We start from the raw sequence: 13,908 nt of genomic DNA on the forward strand, positions 1-13,908 counted from the left end.
GCCGCCGCCGCGGCGTGCGGGAATGCGGCGGTTGCGGGCGGCGGATGGCCGGGCGCTGGACGATGCGCTGGTGCTGGTGTTTCCGGGTCCGGCGACCGCGACGGGTGAGGATCTCGTCGAACTGCATTGTCATGGCGGCCGCGCCGTCGTGGCCGGGGTCGAGGCGGCGCTGGGGCTTTGCCCCGGGTTGCGATCGGCGGAACCCGGCGAGTTCACCCGGCGGGCGCTGACCAACGGCCGGATCGATCTCGCAGAGGCCGAGGGACTCGGCGATCTGCTCGCCGCGCAGACCGAGGGGCAGCGGGTCGCGGCGCTTGCGGCTGCGGAGGGACGGGTCAGTCGCGCGGTGCGCGCTTGGCTGGCCGCGATCGCGACGCTGTCGGCACGAGTCGAGGCGGTGCTCGATTTTTCGGACGAGGGCGATGTGCTGGACGACGACGCGATGCTCGCCGCGGTCGCGCGCGACATGGTTGTACTCGGCGACGCGATCGATACGGTGCTCGCCGCGCCACCGGTCGAGCGATTGCATGACGGCATCCGCGTCGTGATCGCAGGGCCGCCCAACGCCGGCAAGTCGACGCTGCTGAACCTTATGGCGGGCCGCGATGCGGCGATCGTCTCGCCGATATCGGGCACGACGCGCGACCGGATCGAGGTGCCGGTCGTGCGGGAGGGAATCGCCTATCTGCTGACCGATACCGCGGGATTGGCCGACGCGACCGACGATCCGGTCGAAGCGATCGGGATCGAACGCGCGACCGCGGCGATGGCGGCGGCAGACCTATTGGTGTGGCTCGGCGACGATGATCCCCCGCGAATAGCGGCGATCGTCGTCCAGCCGCGCGCCGATCTGCCCGGTCGTGGACGATTGCGCGCGGGGGGCGATCTGCTGGTATCGCAGGCCGATGTCGGATCGATCGAGCGATTATGGGCGGTTCTGGGGGAACGTGCGGCGGCGTTGCTGCCACGCGGCGATGCGGTGGCCTTGCGCGAACGGCAGCGTCGGCTGTGTGCAGCTGCGCGGGACGATCTGCGTATGACGACGACGGACGCGCTGGTGATGGCGGAGCATTTGCGGCGGGCGCACCGGTCGCTTGCGGCGATCCTCGGTATCGATGCGACCGAAGCGATGCTGGATGCCTTGTTCGCGGGCTTCTGTCTCGGCAAGTGATGTTCCACGTGGAACATCTTTGACCCGCTTGGCAGTGATGCCTTAGGCAAATGCGATGTACGACGTCATCGTCATCGGAGCCGGCCATGCCGGGGTCGAGGCTGCAGCCGCGGCCGCGCGGCGCGGCGCGCGAACATTGCTGCTCACCTTCGACCGCAGGCGCGTCGGGGCGATGTCGTGCAACCCGGCGATCGGCGGTCTCGGCAAGGGTCATATCGTCCGCGAGGTCGATGCGTTCGACGGGTTGATCGCGCGTGCGGCGGATGCGGCGGCGATCCACTACCGAATGCTCAACCGGAGCAAGGGGACCGCCGTCCAAGGTCCGCGCGTACAGGCCGACCGGCGACGTTACGCGGGCGCGATCCGGATGATGCTCGCGGCGCAACCGGGGCTCGATATCGGCGAGGGCGAGGCGGTCGGCCTGGCGGTTCGGGGCGATGCCGTGCGCGGGGTCGTGCTGGCCGACGACACGATCGTCGCCGGCCGGACGGTCGTGCTCGCCACGGGTACGTTTCTCGGCGCGCGAATCTACCGCGGCGACGAGCGGGCGGAGTCGGGCCGGATCGGCGAACGCGCGGCGACGCCGTTGGCGGCGCAGTTGCGCGCGCTCGGCCTGCCGATGGCGCGGCTGAAGACGGGGACGCCGCCGCGGCTCGACGGGCGGACGATCGACTGGGCGATATTGGCGGAGCAGCCATCGGATACCGCGCCATGGACGATGTCGCCGATGACGCCGCGGCGCGCCTTGCCGCAATTGTCCTGCGCGGTCACGCGAACCAACGCCGCGACGCATGCGATCATCGCCGGCGCATTCGATCGATCGCCCCTGTTCACCGGTGCCATCGACGGGCAGGGGCCGCGCTATTGCCCGTCGATCGAAGACAAGGTGAAGCGGTTCGGCGACCGCGACGGGCATCAGATATTCCTCGAGCCGGAAGGGTTGGACGATCACCTTGTCTATCCCAACGGCCTGTCGACCTCGCTGCCCACCGACGTGCAGGCGGCGATGGTCGCGAGCATCGCCGGGCTGGAGCGTGCCGTCGTCATGGTGCCGGGCTATGCGGTCGAATATGATCATATCGACCCGCGCGCGCTGGACCACCGGCTGGCACTCGGCGCTATCGAGGGGGTGTTCTGCGCAGGCCAGATCAACGGCACGACGGGATATGAGGAGGCGGCCGGGCAGGGGCTGGTGGCGGGGTTGAACGCCGCGGCATGGGCGTCGGGCGAAGCGCCGGTCATGCTCGACCGGGCGTCGAGCTATACCGGCGTCATGATCGACGATCTGGTCCTGCAGGGCGTCACCGAGCCTTACCGGATGCTGACCGCGCGCGCCGAATATCGGCTGAGCCTGCGATCGGACAATGCGGAGACGCGATTGGGCGCGGTTGCGGCCGCGGCGGGCTGTCTGGGGCCGGACCGGATCGCGCACCAGCGACATCGGCGCGGGGCGAAGGCGGCGGCGCGGGCGGCGCTCGATCACGCGATCACGGCGTCGGCGCTGGTCGATCGCGGGGCCGGTGTCGGACTGGACGGCGCGCGGCGGACCGCGTTCGAATGGCTTCGCTTCGACTGCGTTTCCCTGGCGCACGTCGCGCCGGGGGGAATTCCGGCAGACGCCGACGTCATCGCCGAACTCTGCGAAGATGCGCGTTATGCACCGTATCTCGACCGACAGGCGGAGGAGATCGATCGCCTGCGGCGCGACGAGGGTGTGATGTTGCCCGCCGATATCGACTTTGCGGCGATCCCGGGATTGTCGAACGAGATGGTCGACCGGCTCGGCAGCGCGCGGCCGCCGTCGCTGGCGGCGGCATCGCGCATCCGCGGCGTGACCCCCGCGGCGCTGTCGGCGATCCTGCTCCACGCGCGCCGCCGCGCCGCGTGACGGAGGACGAGGCCAGAGCGATCCTGCGCACGCGGTTCGGCCCGGCGGTAGAGGCCAGGCTGGAGGCGTTCGCGGCGATGGTCGTCGCGGAGAATGCCGCCCAAAACCTGATCGCGCCATCGACGATCGCGCGGATATGGGGTCGGCATATCCTCGACTCGCTGCAACTGGTGGCGCTCGCGCCCCGCGGGCGGTGGCTCGATATCGGGACCGGCGGCGGTTTTCCTGGGCTGGCGGTGGCGATCGCGACCGATCTGCCGATGACGCTGGTCGAGCCGCGCAAGCGGCGGGCGCAGTTCCTGTCCGACTGCGTCGATCGATTGCAACTGGGCCACCGCGTCACCGTGGTCGGGACTCGAGTCGCGAACGTGGATGCCACCGCGGACGTCATCTCCGCCCGTGCGGTCGGGTCGGTCGACACGTTGCTCGGCTGGGCGTATCGTTGTGCGACACCGACGACGCGCTGGTTGCTTCCGCGGGGCAAGATGGATTATCCCGTGCTGCAGGCGGCAGAGGGAAAATGGCAGTTTATGTTCCACGTGGAACAAAGCCTTACCGACCCCGAGTCGCGAATCCTGATCCTGGACGGAGTAAGACCGCGATGATCTGCATTGCGGTGGCGAACCAGAAAGGCGGGGTCGGGAAGACCACCAGCGCGATCAACGTCGCGACGGCGCTGGCGGCGACGGGATCGCGCGTGTTGCTGGTCGATCTCGATCCGCAAGGCAACGCGTCCACCGGTCTGGGCGTACCGCAATCGGCCCGCAACAAGTCGAGCTACGATGTTCTGGTCGGCGAAACCGGCATCGATGCCGCGACGATCGCGACTCGTGTGCCGCGGCTCGATCTGCTGCCGGCAACGGTCGACCTGTCGGGCGCAGAGATCGAGCTGGTCGAGTTCGACGCCCGCACGCACCGACTGGATACCGCGATCAAGGCATCGAGCGCGCGGTGGGACATCGTCATGATCGATTGTCCGCCGTCGCTCGGGCTGCTGACGATCAACGCGATGGTCGCGGCGGATTCGCTGCTGGTGCCGTTGCAATGCGAGTTCTTCGCGCTGGAGGGGCTGTCGCAATTGCTGAGCACGGTCGAGCGGATCCGGGCGCGGTTCAACCCCGGATTGTCGATCCTCGGCGTCGCGCTGACGATGTACGACCGTCGCAACCGGTTGACAGAGCAGGTGTCGACCGATGTCCGCGCGGTGCTCGGCGGGGTCGTGTTCGATACCGTCATCCCGCGCAACGTCCGCCTGTCCGAAGCGCCGAGCCACGGCCTGCCCGCGCTCATCTACGATCATCGCTGTTCGGGGTCGGAGGCGTATATCGCGCTCGCCCGCGAACTCATCGCGCGGCTGCCCGCGTCGGCGAAGGCGGCATGACCGACAAGCGCGCGCGCCCCGGGCTCGGCCGCGGTCTGAACGCGCTGCTGGGCGAGATCGCGCGCGAACAGCCGGTGACGCCGGGCTCGATCGCATCGCCCGGTGTACGGATGCTGCCCGTCGGATCGCTGTCGCCGCATCCGAACCAGCCGCGGCGGCGCTTCGACGAGGCGCTGCTCGACGAACTCGCCGCCTCGATCGCATCGCGCGGGCTGATCCAGCCGATCGTCGTCCGGCCCCATCAGCATGGCTATCAGATCGTCGCGGGCGAACGGCGCTGGCGCGCGGCGCAGCGGGCGCGGTTGCACGAGGTGCCGGTCGTCGTCCGCGAGCTGAACGATTCCGAAACGCTCGAGATCGCGCTCGTCGAGAATATCCAGCGCCAGGACCTGAACGCGATCGAGGAGGCGCAGGCCTATCAGCGGCTGGCGGGCGATTACGGGCACACGCAGGATGCGCTCGCCAAGATCGTCCACAAATCGCGCAGTCACGTCGCCAATCTGCTGCGGCTGCTCGAATTGCCCGAGCCGGTGCAGGCCCGTGTGGTCGAGGGGACGTTGTCGATGGGCCATGCCCGCGCGTTGCTCGGCGCGCGCGATATCGAGGCGCTGGCGGACCAGGTCGTCGCGCGCCAATTGTCGGTGCGCGAAACCGAAAAGCTCGCGCGCGACATGAAGATGGGGCGCGCGCGGGCGGCGGCTGCGCGCACGCGCAACGTCGAAGCCCCCAATGCCGACATCGCCGCGCTGGAGGGGCAGCTCGCCGACCTGCTCGGCCTGTCGGTGCGAATCGCGCATGCCGACAAGGGCGGGACGCTGTCGCTCGGCTATTCGACGCTCGACCAGCTCGACATGCTGTGCCAGCGGCTGACGGGCGAGACGATCTGACGTCGTATATTCCGACACCTGACAATCATCGCAATCATAATGTAATGCAAACTTGACAACCGAACCGCGACAACGTAAACCGTCCTTGACTCGAGGACGGGGATACTTGTCATGGCCAATCCGGCGCAGCGGCGCTACAATCGGCGGATCATCGCACTCGGCGTCGTCTACGCGCTCCTGCTGTTCGGCGCGGTCGCGCTATTTGAAGCGCATCGGCTTCATGGGGCGCTGGCCTATGTCGTCGCCATCCTGCCGTCGCTGCCCATCGTCGGGATGTTCGTGGCCATCGGCCGGTATCTGGTCGAGGAGACCGACGAATATATCCGCGACTGGTTCGTTCGCCAGGCGCTGATCGCGACCGGATTTTCGCTGAGCATCGCGACCGTCTGGGGATTTCTCGAGAATTTCGATCTCGTCCCGCACGTCTATGCCTATTACGCCGCGATCCTGTGGTTCGCGGGACTCGGCGTCGGATCGTGCGCGAATCGGCTGCTGTCGCGTCGGTCGCGGGCATGAAGAACCGCCTCAAGGTCCTGCGCGCCGAGCGCGACTGGAGCCAGGGCGATCTCGCCGAGCGGCTCCAGGTCTCGCGCCAGAGCGTCAACGCGATCGAGACGGGGAAATACGACCCGTCGCTGCCGCTCGCGTTCCGGATCGCCGAATTGTTCGACCGCCGAATCGAAGACATCTTCACCAGTCCGTCCAGGGGAGAATCGAAATGATCCGTCATTGGCCACTCCGTATCGCCGCCAGCGCGCTTGCCCCGCTGCTGCTGTTCCACCCGGCGTCCAGCTGCGCCAACGCCATCGCCCTGCCGGCGGAGACGCGGCTTGCGCATATCTCGGTCGTGAAGCTCGGGCACGGCGATCCCGTCGTGCTGATCCCGGGCTTGTCGAGCCCGCGCGCGGTATGGGACGGGGTCGCGCCCGGTCTGGCGCGGGCGCACACCGTCTATCTGGTACAGATCAACGGCTTCGCGGGCGATGCGCCGGGGGCCAATATCACGCCCGGCCTGCTGGCGGGGATCGTCGCCGATCTCGATACGTATCTGGCGCGCGAGCAGGCGGGCGCGGTACCGGTCGTCGGGCATTCGCTGGGCGGCCTGGTCGCGCTGATGACGGCGCGGGCGCATCCGGCGCGGGTGTCGCGGCTGATGATCGTCGATTCGCTCCCCTATATCGGTCTGCTGTTCTCGCCGGCGGCAACGGTGCCGCTGGTCGAACCGCAGGCGAAGACGATGCGCGATGCGATCGCCGCGACCTATGGCAAGCCCGCCGACCCCGCCGCGGCGGAGCGTACCGCGAACGGCCTGGCGTCGAAGCCGGCTTCGCGGGCCGCGGTGAAGGCCTATGCGATGGCCGCCGATCCGCGAGTCACGGCCGAGGCGCTGTACGAGGACATGACGACCGACCTGCGTCCCGATCTGCCGCGGATCGAGGTGCCGATCACGCTCGTCTATCCCGCGCCCGCCGCCGGGCCGGATCGTGGCGAGACGCTGTACAAGCGCGCTTATGCCACCGCCCCGCATGTCGTGTTCGTGCCGATCGCGGACAGCGCGCATTTCGTGATGCTCGACCAGCCCGCCGCCTTCCGCGCCGCGCTCGATGCGTTCCTTGCCGCCTGATCGGCCGGTCGCGCTTCCGCAGCGCGTGCGATGGCGCTAGCGGAAGCGCGATGACCGACCAGCCGCCCGCCCCGCCGCGCCCGACGCTCGCCTATCACCAGACCGAGGGCGCGGGGCCGACGATCGTCTTCCTGCCCGGCTATGCGTCGGACATGCGCGGGGCCAAGGCGCTGGCGCTGGAAGGCTGGGCGAAGGCCGCAGGACGGGCGTTCCTGCGGTTCGATTATGTGGGTTGCGGCGCGAGCGATGGCGATCTCGCCGCGCAGACGCTGGCGGACTGGCGCGACGATGTGCTCGCGATGCTGGACGGACCCGCCGCCGGGCCGGTGGTGCTCGTCGGATCGTCGATGGGTGGCTGGCTGATGCTGCTGGCGGCTCGGGCGCGGGCGGAACAGGTCGTCGGGCTGGTCGGCATCGCCGCCGCGCCCGACTTCACCGATTGGGGCTTCAGCACCGAAGAGAAGATGCTTTTGCTGACGCAAGGGCGGCTGCTGCGCGCCAATCCTTATGGTCCCGAACCGACGCTCTACACGCGCGCGTTCTGGGCATCGGGGGAGGCCAACCGACTGATGTTCGGGGACATCGCGATCGATTGCCCGGTGCGGCTGATTCAGGGCATGGCCGACCGCGACGTGCCCTATCAGCGCGCGATCCGGCTGGCGGAGCTGATCCGTTCAGCGGATGTGCAGTTGACCCTCGTCAAGGACGGCGATCACCGTCTGTCGCGCGATGCCGATATCGCGCGCATGATCGTCGCGGTCGAGGACCTGGTTTGACGCTGATCGTCCCCCTGCTGCTCGCCGCCGCCACCGCGAAGGCAGGGCCCGTCGACGCGGACGCCGCGCGCTACCAGCGTTGCCTGGTCCTGACCCGGACCGATCCGGCCGCGGCGCGCGCGGAGGCGGAGCGGTGGCGCGGTGCGGGCGGCAGCTTCCGTGCGCAGGAATGCGTCGGGCTCGCCGACGCAAGGGACGCCGCCTGGCCGGCGGCGGCGGCGGCGTTCGAGGAGGCGGCGCGGGCCGCGGTCGTCGCGCATGACCGCCATGTCGCCGCCTATTGGGCGGAGGCGGGCAATGCCTGGCTTGCGGCCGGCGAACCGGTCAAGGCGCGCGGTGCGATCGACCGGGCGATCGCGGTCGGCGCGCTGACCGATCTGCCGCTCGGCGAGGCGCAGCTCGATCATGCGCGCGCGTCGGTCGCGATCAGCGATCTGCCGATGGCGCGGACGGATATCGACCATGCGCTGGCGAACGCGTCCGCCGATCCGCTCGCATGGCTGTTGTCCGCGACGCTTGCGCGGCGGATGGGCGACCAGCCGCGCGCGCGCAAGGACATCGCGCAGGCGTTGAAGCTGTCGTCGGACGACGCCGCGGTACAGCTGGAGGCGGGCAATCTGTCCGCGCTGGCGGGCGACGAACGGGGCGCGCGGGCGGCCTGGACGCAAGCCGTGCGCCTGTCGCCGGACAGCGCGGCCGGCAGAAGCGCATCGGGCGCGCTGGCGCAGTTCGACGTGCCCGCCGCGACCGCCGCCTCGGTCGGCGCCCGCACGCCGCCCGGCATGGTACCGGCGGCGACCGCCACGCCGCCGCCGGTGGAGCATCGATAGGCCGGGTAGAGGCTGGCACGACGCCGCCCGCATCGCTATCTTCCCCGCGAACAGCAGCCGGAACGCGCCATGCAATATCTCCACACGATGATCCGAGTCAGCGATCCGGACAAGACGATCGCGTTCTTCGATCTGCTCGGCCTGAAGGAAGTGCGGCGGATGGAAAGCGAGCAGGGGCGGTTCACGCTGATCTTCCTCGCTACGCCCGAGGACATGGCGGGCCCCGGCGAGCGCGCACGCGCCGAGGTGGAGCTGACGCATAACTGGGACCCCGAAACCTATGCCGGCGGGCGCAATTTCGGGCATCTCGCCTACCGGGTCGACGATATCTACGCGACCTGCCGGCGGCTGATGGAGGGCGGCGTGACGATCAACCGCCCGCCGCGCGACGGCCATATGGCGTTCGTGAAGACCCCCGACGGCATCTCGATCGAGCTGCTGCAGAACGGCCAATTGGCACCTGCCGAGCCATGGGCCTCGATGCCCAATAGCGGGACCTGGTAGATGGCGCTCGAGATCGTCCGCGTGCCCGTCCTCGGCGACAATTACGCCTGGCTGATCCATGATCCCGAAACCGGCGACACCGTCGCGGTCGACCCGGGCGAGGCGCAGCCGGTGCTCGACGCCGCCGCGGCGCGCGGGTGGACGGTGGGGCAGGTCTGGACGACGCATTGGCATCCCGATCACACCGGCGGCAACGCGGCGATGAAGGCGGCGGGCGCGCGGATCACCGGGCCGGCGGCGGAGGCGGACAAGATCGCGGCGCTGGACGTTCAGGTCGGCGAGGGCGACACGGTCGCGATCGGCGGGCATGTCGCGGCGGTGATGCTGGTGCCCGGCCATACCGCCGGGCATATCGCGTTCCACCTGGCCGCCGAGCCGGCGATCTTCACCGGCGATACGCTGTTCGCGATGGGGTGCGGCCGGTTGTTCGAAGGCACCCCGGCGCAGATGTTCGCGAACATGCAGCGTTATGCGGCGCTGCCCGACGAGACGTTGGTGTATTGCGGGCATGAATATACGCAAGGCAACGGTCGCTACGCGCTGGTCGCGGAGCCCGATAACGCCGCGATCGCCGCGCGGATGACCGTCGTGGACGGCGCGCGGGCACGCGGCGAGGCCACGGTGCCGACGACGATCGGGCAGGAACGCGCGACCAACCCGTTCCTCCGCGCGGACGACGTCGAAAGCTTTGCGGCGCTTCGCATGGGCAAGGATAATTTTCCCGGTTGATGCGCTATAGGGGTCGGGGGCGATGGAGATGATGATGCGTAGCCTGATCCTGCCACTGATCGCTGCCGCCGGGCTGGCCGCCTGCACCCAGACCCCCGCCGAAACCGCCCGTGCCGCGGATCGCGAAGCGGGCGAACAGGCGAAGCTGCAACAGCGTCTCGCCGGGCTCGTGCCCGGCAAGCCGCAGTCGTGTATCGACGAGTACGACACCCGCGACGCGCAGGTGAGCTCGTACGGCAACACGATCCTCTACACGCTCGGGCGCGGTACCGCCTATCGAAGCGATACGTCGGGCGGCTGCTCGGATCTGGGTAGCGGCGGGCACAACATATTGGTGACCAAGACGTCGTCCAGCCAGCTATGCCAGGGCGATATCGCGACCACGGTCGACAATTCGTCGCATCTCCAGAGCGGGTCGTGCGGCTTCGGGCCGTTCGTCCGCTATTCGCGGCCGAAATAACCTCGTCCTACAGGACGAACCGGCTGAGATCGGTATTGCGCGCGATCGCGGCCAGTTGCCGGTCGACATAGGCCCCGTCCACCGTCACCGGCTCCTTGCGATCCTCGGCGTCGAAGCTGACATCCTCCAGCAATTTCTCCATCACCGTCTGCAACCGCCGCGCGCCGATATTCTCGACCGCCGCGTTAACCTCGGCGGCGACGCGGGCGATCGCGGCGATGCCGTCCTCGGTGAAATCGACGGTCACGCCTTCCGTCGCGAGCAGCGCCCTGTACTGCAGCGGCAGCGACGCCTTGGTGTCGGACAGGATCGCGATGAAATCGGCCTCGGTCAGCCCTTTGAGTTCGACGCGGATCGGCAGGCGGCCCTGCAGCTCGGGCAGCAGGTCGCTCGGCTTGGCGACATGGAACGCACCGGACGCGATGAACAGGACATGGTCGGTCTTCATCGGCCCGTATTTGGTCGAGACCGTCGTGCCCTCGATCAGCGGCAGCAGGTCGCGCTGGACGCCTTCGCGGCTGACCGACGCACCACGCCCGTCGCTGACCGCGATCTTGTCGATCTCGTCGAGGAAGACGATCCCGTTCGCCTCCGCATCCGCCAGCGCCACGCGGGCGACATCGTCCTGGTCGAGACGCTTGTCGGCCTCCTCCTCGACCAGTTTCTCCCAGGCGGCGCGCACCGACAGCTTGCGGCGCTTGAGCGTCTGGCCGCCGCCGAACGCCTTGCCCATCATCTCGCCCAGGTTGATCATCCCGACCTGGCCGCCGCCGCCGGGCATCTCGAACGGCATCTGCGGGGCCTGTTCCAGCTCGATCTCGATCTCGGTCGTATCGAGATGGCCATCGTCGAAGCGCCGGCGGAAGCTTTCGCGCGTAGCCTGGCTGCTATCCTTGCCGACCAGCGAGTCGAGCAGGCGGTTCATCGCCGATTCCTCGGCCTTGTCCTTGACCGCCAGCCGGCGGCGTTCGCGCTCCAGCCGGATCGCCTCCTCGACCAGATCGCGCGCGATCTGTTCGACGTCGCGGCCGACATAGCCGACTTCGGTGAACTTGGTCGCCTCGACCTTCACGAACGGCGCGTCCGCGAGCTTCGCCAGACGGCGGCTGATCTCGGTTTTCCCGCACCCGGTCGGCCCGATCATCAGGATATTCTTCGGCGTGACCTCGTCGCGCAGATCGGCGGCCAGTTGCTGCCGCCGCCAGCGGTTGCGCATCGCGACCGCGACCGCGCGCTTGGCGTCGGTCTGCCCGATGATATGCGCGTCGAGCGCGGCGACGATGGTCTTCGGGGTAAGGGCGTCGTTCATGGTCTTCTTCGCTCCCCGCCCGTTTTACGGGAGGGGTTGGGGGTGGGCGCTCGCTTCGTCGCGGGCGGTGATTGCGGAGGAGAGCGGGCGCCCACCCCCGACCCTCCCGCAAGCGGGAGGGGAGAAGGCACTACGTCGCGATCGTCTCCACCGTCAGCCGGTCGTTGGTGTAGACGCACAGCTCCGACGCGATGCCCATCGCCTTGCGGCAGATCGTCTCCGCATCCGTCTCGTAATCCGCCAGCGCGCGCGCCGCGGCGAGCGCGTAGTTGCCGCCCGATCCGATCGCGGCGATCCCCGCCTCGGGTTCCAGCACGTCGCCGTTGCCGGTCAGGATCAGCGTGATGTCCTTGTCGGCGACGATCATCATCGCCTCCAGGTTGCGCAGGAACTTGTCGGTCCGCCAGTCCTTGGCCAGTTCGACCGACGCGCGGAGCAACTGGCCCTGATGCGCCTCCAGCTTGCGTTCCAGCCGCTCGAACAAGGTGAACGCATCCGCGGTCGCCCCCGCGAACCCGCCGATCACGCCGCCGTCGCCAAGCCGGCGCACCTTGCGCGCATTGGGTTTCATGACCGTCTGCCCCATCGAGACCTGGCCATCGCCCGCCACGACGACCGCGCCGCCGCGCCGTACCGACAAGATGGTGGTGCCATGCCAGACCGGCATGGAGGTCTCGTTCCCGCTCATGGCGCGGATATGGGAAGGCCGGGGTGGACGCGCAATCATGCCCTTCGCTCCGTTCGCCCTGAGCTTGTCGAGGGCGGATTCGAAGCGGGCGTCGGCAAGCTCCGCGCGAACGGGGGTTAACGCGAATGCGCCATCAGGAACGCGGTGCTGTCGTCCAGCGTCGGTACACGGCCGCGGAACGGCTTCGACAGGCCCATGACCAGATCGACATGGCTCTTGCCGGGATATTCGCGCAAGCGCACCGGCGCGCCAAATGCCTTCAGTCGATCGGCCAGCGCGACGCTGTTGCGCGGTTTGACCGTCGTATCGGCGGTGCCGGCGGCGAGCCACATCGGCGGCGCGTCGGCGCGGGCATAATGGATCGGCTGCGTTTCCTCGGGGCGCGGCCAGTCGGCGAACGCATCGACCGCGCGGCTGTCGTCCCAGGGGTAGAAATCATACGGCCCCGCCAGCAAGGCAGCGGCGCGGATCGTCGTCGGGGCGACGCCGATGTCGGTCAGATAATGCGGGTCGAGCGCCAGCATCGCGCCGATATACGCCCCCGCCGAATGCCCCGCGATCGTGATCCGCGTCGGATCGCCGCCGAACCGTGCGGCATGGTCGCGCGTCCACCGGATCGCCAGCGCGCCGTCCTGGACGAAGGCGGGGAAGCGCACGCTCGGCACCAGCCGGTAATCGGGGACGACGGCGACGAAGCCCCGCGCCGCATAGGCACGGCCCGCAAAGCCGTAATCGCCGCGCGATCCCTTTACCCAGGCACCACCGTAGAAGAAGATCACGACGGGCCGCAGACCAATACCGTTCGATCTGGGCGTCCACACGTCGAGCCGCTGGCGGGGCGCGGGGCCATAGGCCACCGCAGTCGCTGCACGGTGCGCATCCGAATCACCAGGGGTGAGCGAATTGAGCGTATCGAGAATGCCGGGCGGCGAGCATCCCGCCGCGGCGAACACCATGCCGAGCATGGCGAGGCGGCGGGCGATGGGGCGGCGGCGGATCACCCCGGCGGTGTACGGTATTCGCCACCGAAGCGCCACCGCCCGTCATTCGCGGTACCGCTAACCGATCCGGTTGGCGAGCCAGCCGTACAGGAACGCCTCGTCCGCCGGACGGTGCTCGGCGAGCGTCAGATAGCGTTCGCCTTGCAACGCCTCGATCGCCTTGACCAGCACCGCCTCGCCGCCGGGCGCGCGGTGCGCGAGAAAGGCGTCGAGCGCGGCGAGCGTCTGGTCGGTGATCTTCCCGTCGACGGGCCGGTCGGGATAATCGCGCCCGCCGCGGTTGAGCGCGTTGAGCGTGCGTTGCAGGAACCCCGTCGCGACCGCCGCCCCCATGTTCACGGCGGTATCGAACAGGTCCGCCGCGAGGTGCGGCGCGCGCGTGGCGACCCGGTCGAACCCGGGTGCCGACCAGTAGAGCCGGCGATAGACATCGACCGCGGCGGCGCGCGGATAGGCGCGCATGTCGCCCGCATACCCGTTCGCCCTCGCCACCGCACGAGTCACGCCCCAGCACGTCGCGCCGCCCGGATCGGCCGGATCGTCGACGAAGCCGCCTTCGCGATCGATCACGTCGTCGATCAGTGTCTCCAAGTCCACGGGCATCGGCTGTCTCCCTGAATGTTCGACGACCGTGAACCATAAAGGTTCGCTGTAGGACAG

The 13,908-nt window shown here is 68.9% G+C and carries 17 protein-coding genes; 13 read left to right on the plus strand and 4 right to left on the minus strand.

Annotated elements, in window-relative coordinates; genetic code table 11:
- From mnmE to HUU99_RS12645, 13 genes are all read left to right on the plus strand, one after another.
- Nucleotides 1–1,171 (plus strand): tRNA uridine-5-carboxymethylaminomethyl(34) synthesis GTPase MnmE (gene mnmE / locus HUU99_RS12585; protein WP_174286929.1); only part of this gene is annotated, 1,171 nt, incomplete at its 5' end.
- 55 nt (nt 1,172–1,226) lie between these two features.
- On the plus strand, nt 1,227–3,059 hold the full coding sequence (mnmG, locus tag HUU99_RS12590; RefSeq protein ID WP_174286930.1) for a tRNA uridine-5-carboxymethylaminomethyl(34) synthesis enzyme MnmG: 1,833 nt from the start codon (nt 1,227–1,229) through the stop codon (nt 3,057–3,059).
- Nucleotides 3,056–3,664 carry a 16S rRNA (guanine(527)-N(7))-methyltransferase RsmG gene (gene rsmG, locus HUU99_RS12595; RefSeq protein ID WP_174286931.1) on the plus strand — a complete coding sequence of 203 codons (609 nt, stop codon included), beginning with the start codon at nt 3,056–3,058 and terminating at the stop codon, nt 3,662–3,664. The genes mnmG and rsmG overlap by 4 nt, the downstream gene beginning before the upstream one ends.
- The gene (locus HUU99_RS12600; protein ID WP_174286932.1) at nt 3,661–4,440 is read left to right on the plus strand and encodes a ParA family protein; all 780 of its coding nucleotides are present in this window, start codon (nt 3,661–3,663) and stop codon (nt 4,438–4,440) included. Before rsmG ends, HUU99_RS12600 begins: the two co-directional genes overlap by 4 nt.
- Nucleotides 4,437–5,327: a ParB/RepB/Spo0J family partition protein gene (locus tag HUU99_RS12605; RefSeq protein WP_174286933.1), complete on the plus strand. Its 891-nt coding sequence runs from the start codon at nt 4,437–4,439 to the stop codon at nt 5,325–5,327. Before HUU99_RS12600 ends, HUU99_RS12605 begins: the two co-directional genes overlap by 4 nt.
- A 111-nt stretch (nt 5,328–5,438) precedes the next feature.
- Nucleotides 5,439–5,843, plus strand: coding sequence for a hypothetical protein (locus HUU99_RS12610; protein WP_174286934.1), 405 nt, complete (start codon nt 5,439–5,441; stop codon nt 5,841–5,843).
- Nucleotides 5,840–6,049, plus strand: coding sequence for a helix-turn-helix transcriptional regulator (locus HUU99_RS12615; RefSeq protein ID WP_174286935.1), 210 nt, complete (start codon nt 5,840–5,842; stop codon nt 6,047–6,049). Before HUU99_RS12610 ends, HUU99_RS12615 begins: the two co-directional genes overlap by 4 nt.
- The gene (locus tag HUU99_RS12620) at nt 6,046–6,951 is read left to right on the plus strand and encodes an alpha/beta fold hydrolase (protein ID WP_174286936.1); all 906 of its coding nucleotides are present in this window, start codon (nt 6,046–6,048) and stop codon (nt 6,949–6,951) included. Before HUU99_RS12615 ends, HUU99_RS12620 begins: the two co-directional genes overlap by 4 nt.
- A gap of 50 nt (nt 6,952–7,001) precedes the next feature.
- On the plus strand, nt 7,002–7,727 hold the full coding sequence (locus HUU99_RS12625) for an alpha/beta fold hydrolase (protein ID WP_174286937.1): 726 nt from the start codon (nt 7,002–7,004) through the stop codon (nt 7,725–7,727).
- Nucleotides 7,724–8,557 carry a hypothetical protein gene (locus HUU99_RS12630; RefSeq protein ID WP_174286938.1) on the plus strand — a complete coding sequence of 278 codons (834 nt, stop codon included), beginning with the start codon at nt 7,724–7,726 and terminating at the stop codon, nt 8,555–8,557. The genes HUU99_RS12625 and HUU99_RS12630 overlap by 4 nt, the downstream gene beginning before the upstream one ends.
- Before the next feature lie 69 nt (nt 8,558–8,626).
- The gene (locus HUU99_RS12635) at nt 8,627–9,061 is read left to right on the plus strand and encodes a VOC family protein (RefSeq protein WP_174286939.1); all 435 of its coding nucleotides are present in this window, start codon (nt 8,627–8,629) and stop codon (nt 9,059–9,061) included.
- Nucleotides 9,062–9,790 carry a hydroxyacylglutathione hydrolase gene (gene gloB, locus HUU99_RS12640; RefSeq protein ID WP_174286940.1) on the plus strand — a complete coding sequence of 243 codons (729 nt, stop codon included), beginning with the start codon at nt 9,062–9,064 and terminating at the stop codon, nt 9,788–9,790.
- Nucleotides 9,791–9,824: 34 nt separating this feature from the next.
- Nucleotides 9,825–10,250, plus strand: coding sequence for a hypothetical protein (locus HUU99_RS12645; protein WP_174286941.1), 426 nt, complete (start codon nt 9,825–9,827; stop codon nt 10,248–10,250).
- Between the two features lie 7 nt (nt 10,251–10,257).
- Here the strand turns inward: HUU99_RS12645 and hslU are convergent, their stop codons facing one another.
- From hslU to HUU99_RS12665, 4 genes are all read right to left on the minus strand, one after another.
- Nucleotides 10,258–11,559 carry an ATP-dependent protease ATPase subunit HslU gene (gene hslU, locus HUU99_RS12650; protein ID WP_174286942.1) on the minus strand — a complete coding sequence of 434 codons (1,302 nt, stop codon included), beginning with the start codon at nt 11,557–11,559 and terminating at the stop codon, nt 10,258–10,260.
- Between the two features lie 130 nt (nt 11,560–11,689).
- Nucleotides 11,690–12,226: an ATP-dependent protease subunit HslV gene (gene hslV / locus HUU99_RS12655; RefSeq protein WP_174286943.1), complete on the minus strand. Its 537-nt coding sequence runs from the start codon at nt 12,224–12,226 to the stop codon at nt 11,690–11,692.
- 137 nt (nt 12,227–12,363) lie between these two features.
- Nucleotides 12,364–13,284, minus strand: coding sequence for an alpha/beta hydrolase (locus HUU99_RS12660; protein ID WP_254603175.1), 921 nt, complete (start codon nt 13,282–13,284; stop codon nt 12,364–12,366).
- Between the two features lie 21 nt (nt 13,285–13,305).
- Nucleotides 13,306–13,845 carry a glycoside hydrolase family 108 protein gene (locus HUU99_RS12665; protein WP_174286971.1) on the minus strand — a complete coding sequence of 180 codons (540 nt, stop codon included), beginning with the start codon at nt 13,843–13,845 and terminating at the stop codon, nt 13,306–13,308.
- Nucleotides 13,846–13,908 lie beyond the last annotated feature (63 nt).

It is taken from the genome of Sphingomonas bacterium, assembly GCF_903642285.1.
Taxonomy (GTDB): domain Bacteria; phylum Pseudomonadota; class Alphaproteobacteria; order Sphingomonadales; family Sphingomonadaceae; genus Sphingomonas.

Coding starts and splice junctions, on each gene's coding strand:
- mnmG (WP_174286930.1), top strand. CDS start 1,227: ATGTACGACGTCATCGTCATCGGAGCCGGCCATGCCGGGGTCGAGGCT.
- HUU99_RS12645 (WP_174286941.1), top strand. CDS start 9,825: ATGCGTAGCCTGATCCTGCCACTGATCGCTGCCGCCGGGCTGGCCGCC.
- hslV (WP_174286943.1), bottom strand. CDS start 12,226: ATGCCGGTCTGGCATGGCACCACCATCTTGTCGGTACGGCGCGGCGGC.
- HUU99_RS12600 (WP_174286932.1), top strand. CDS start 3,661: ATGATCTGCATTGCGGTGGCGAACCAGAAAGGCGGGGTCGGGAAGACC.
- HUU99_RS12615 (WP_174286935.1), top strand. CDS start 5,840: ATGAAGAACCGCCTCAAGGTCCTGCGCGCCGAGCGCGACTGGAGCCAG.
- HUU99_RS12625 (WP_174286937.1), top strand. CDS start 7,002: ATGACCGACCAGCCGCCCGCCCCGCCGCGCCCGACGCTCGCCTATCAC.
- HUU99_RS12605 (WP_174286933.1), top strand. CDS start 4,437: ATGACCGACAAGCGCGCGCGCCCCGGGCTCGGCCGCGGTCTGAACGCG.
- HUU99_RS12620 (WP_174286936.1), top strand. CDS start 6,046: ATGATCCGTCATTGGCCACTCCGTATCGCCGCCAGCGCGCTTGCCCCG.
- hslU (WP_174286942.1), bottom strand. CDS start 11,559: ATGAACGACGCCCTTACCCCGAAGACCATCGTCGCCGCGCTCGACGCG.
- gloB (WP_174286940.1), top strand. CDS start 9,062: ATGGCGCTCGAGATCGTCCGCGTGCCCGTCCTCGGCGACAATTACGCC.
- HUU99_RS12635 (WP_174286939.1), top strand. CDS start 8,627: ATGCAATATCTCCACACGATGATCCGAGTCAGCGATCCGGACAAGACG.
- HUU99_RS12610 (WP_174286934.1), top strand. CDS start 5,439: ATGGCCAATCCGGCGCAGCGGCGCTACAATCGGCGGATCATCGCACTC.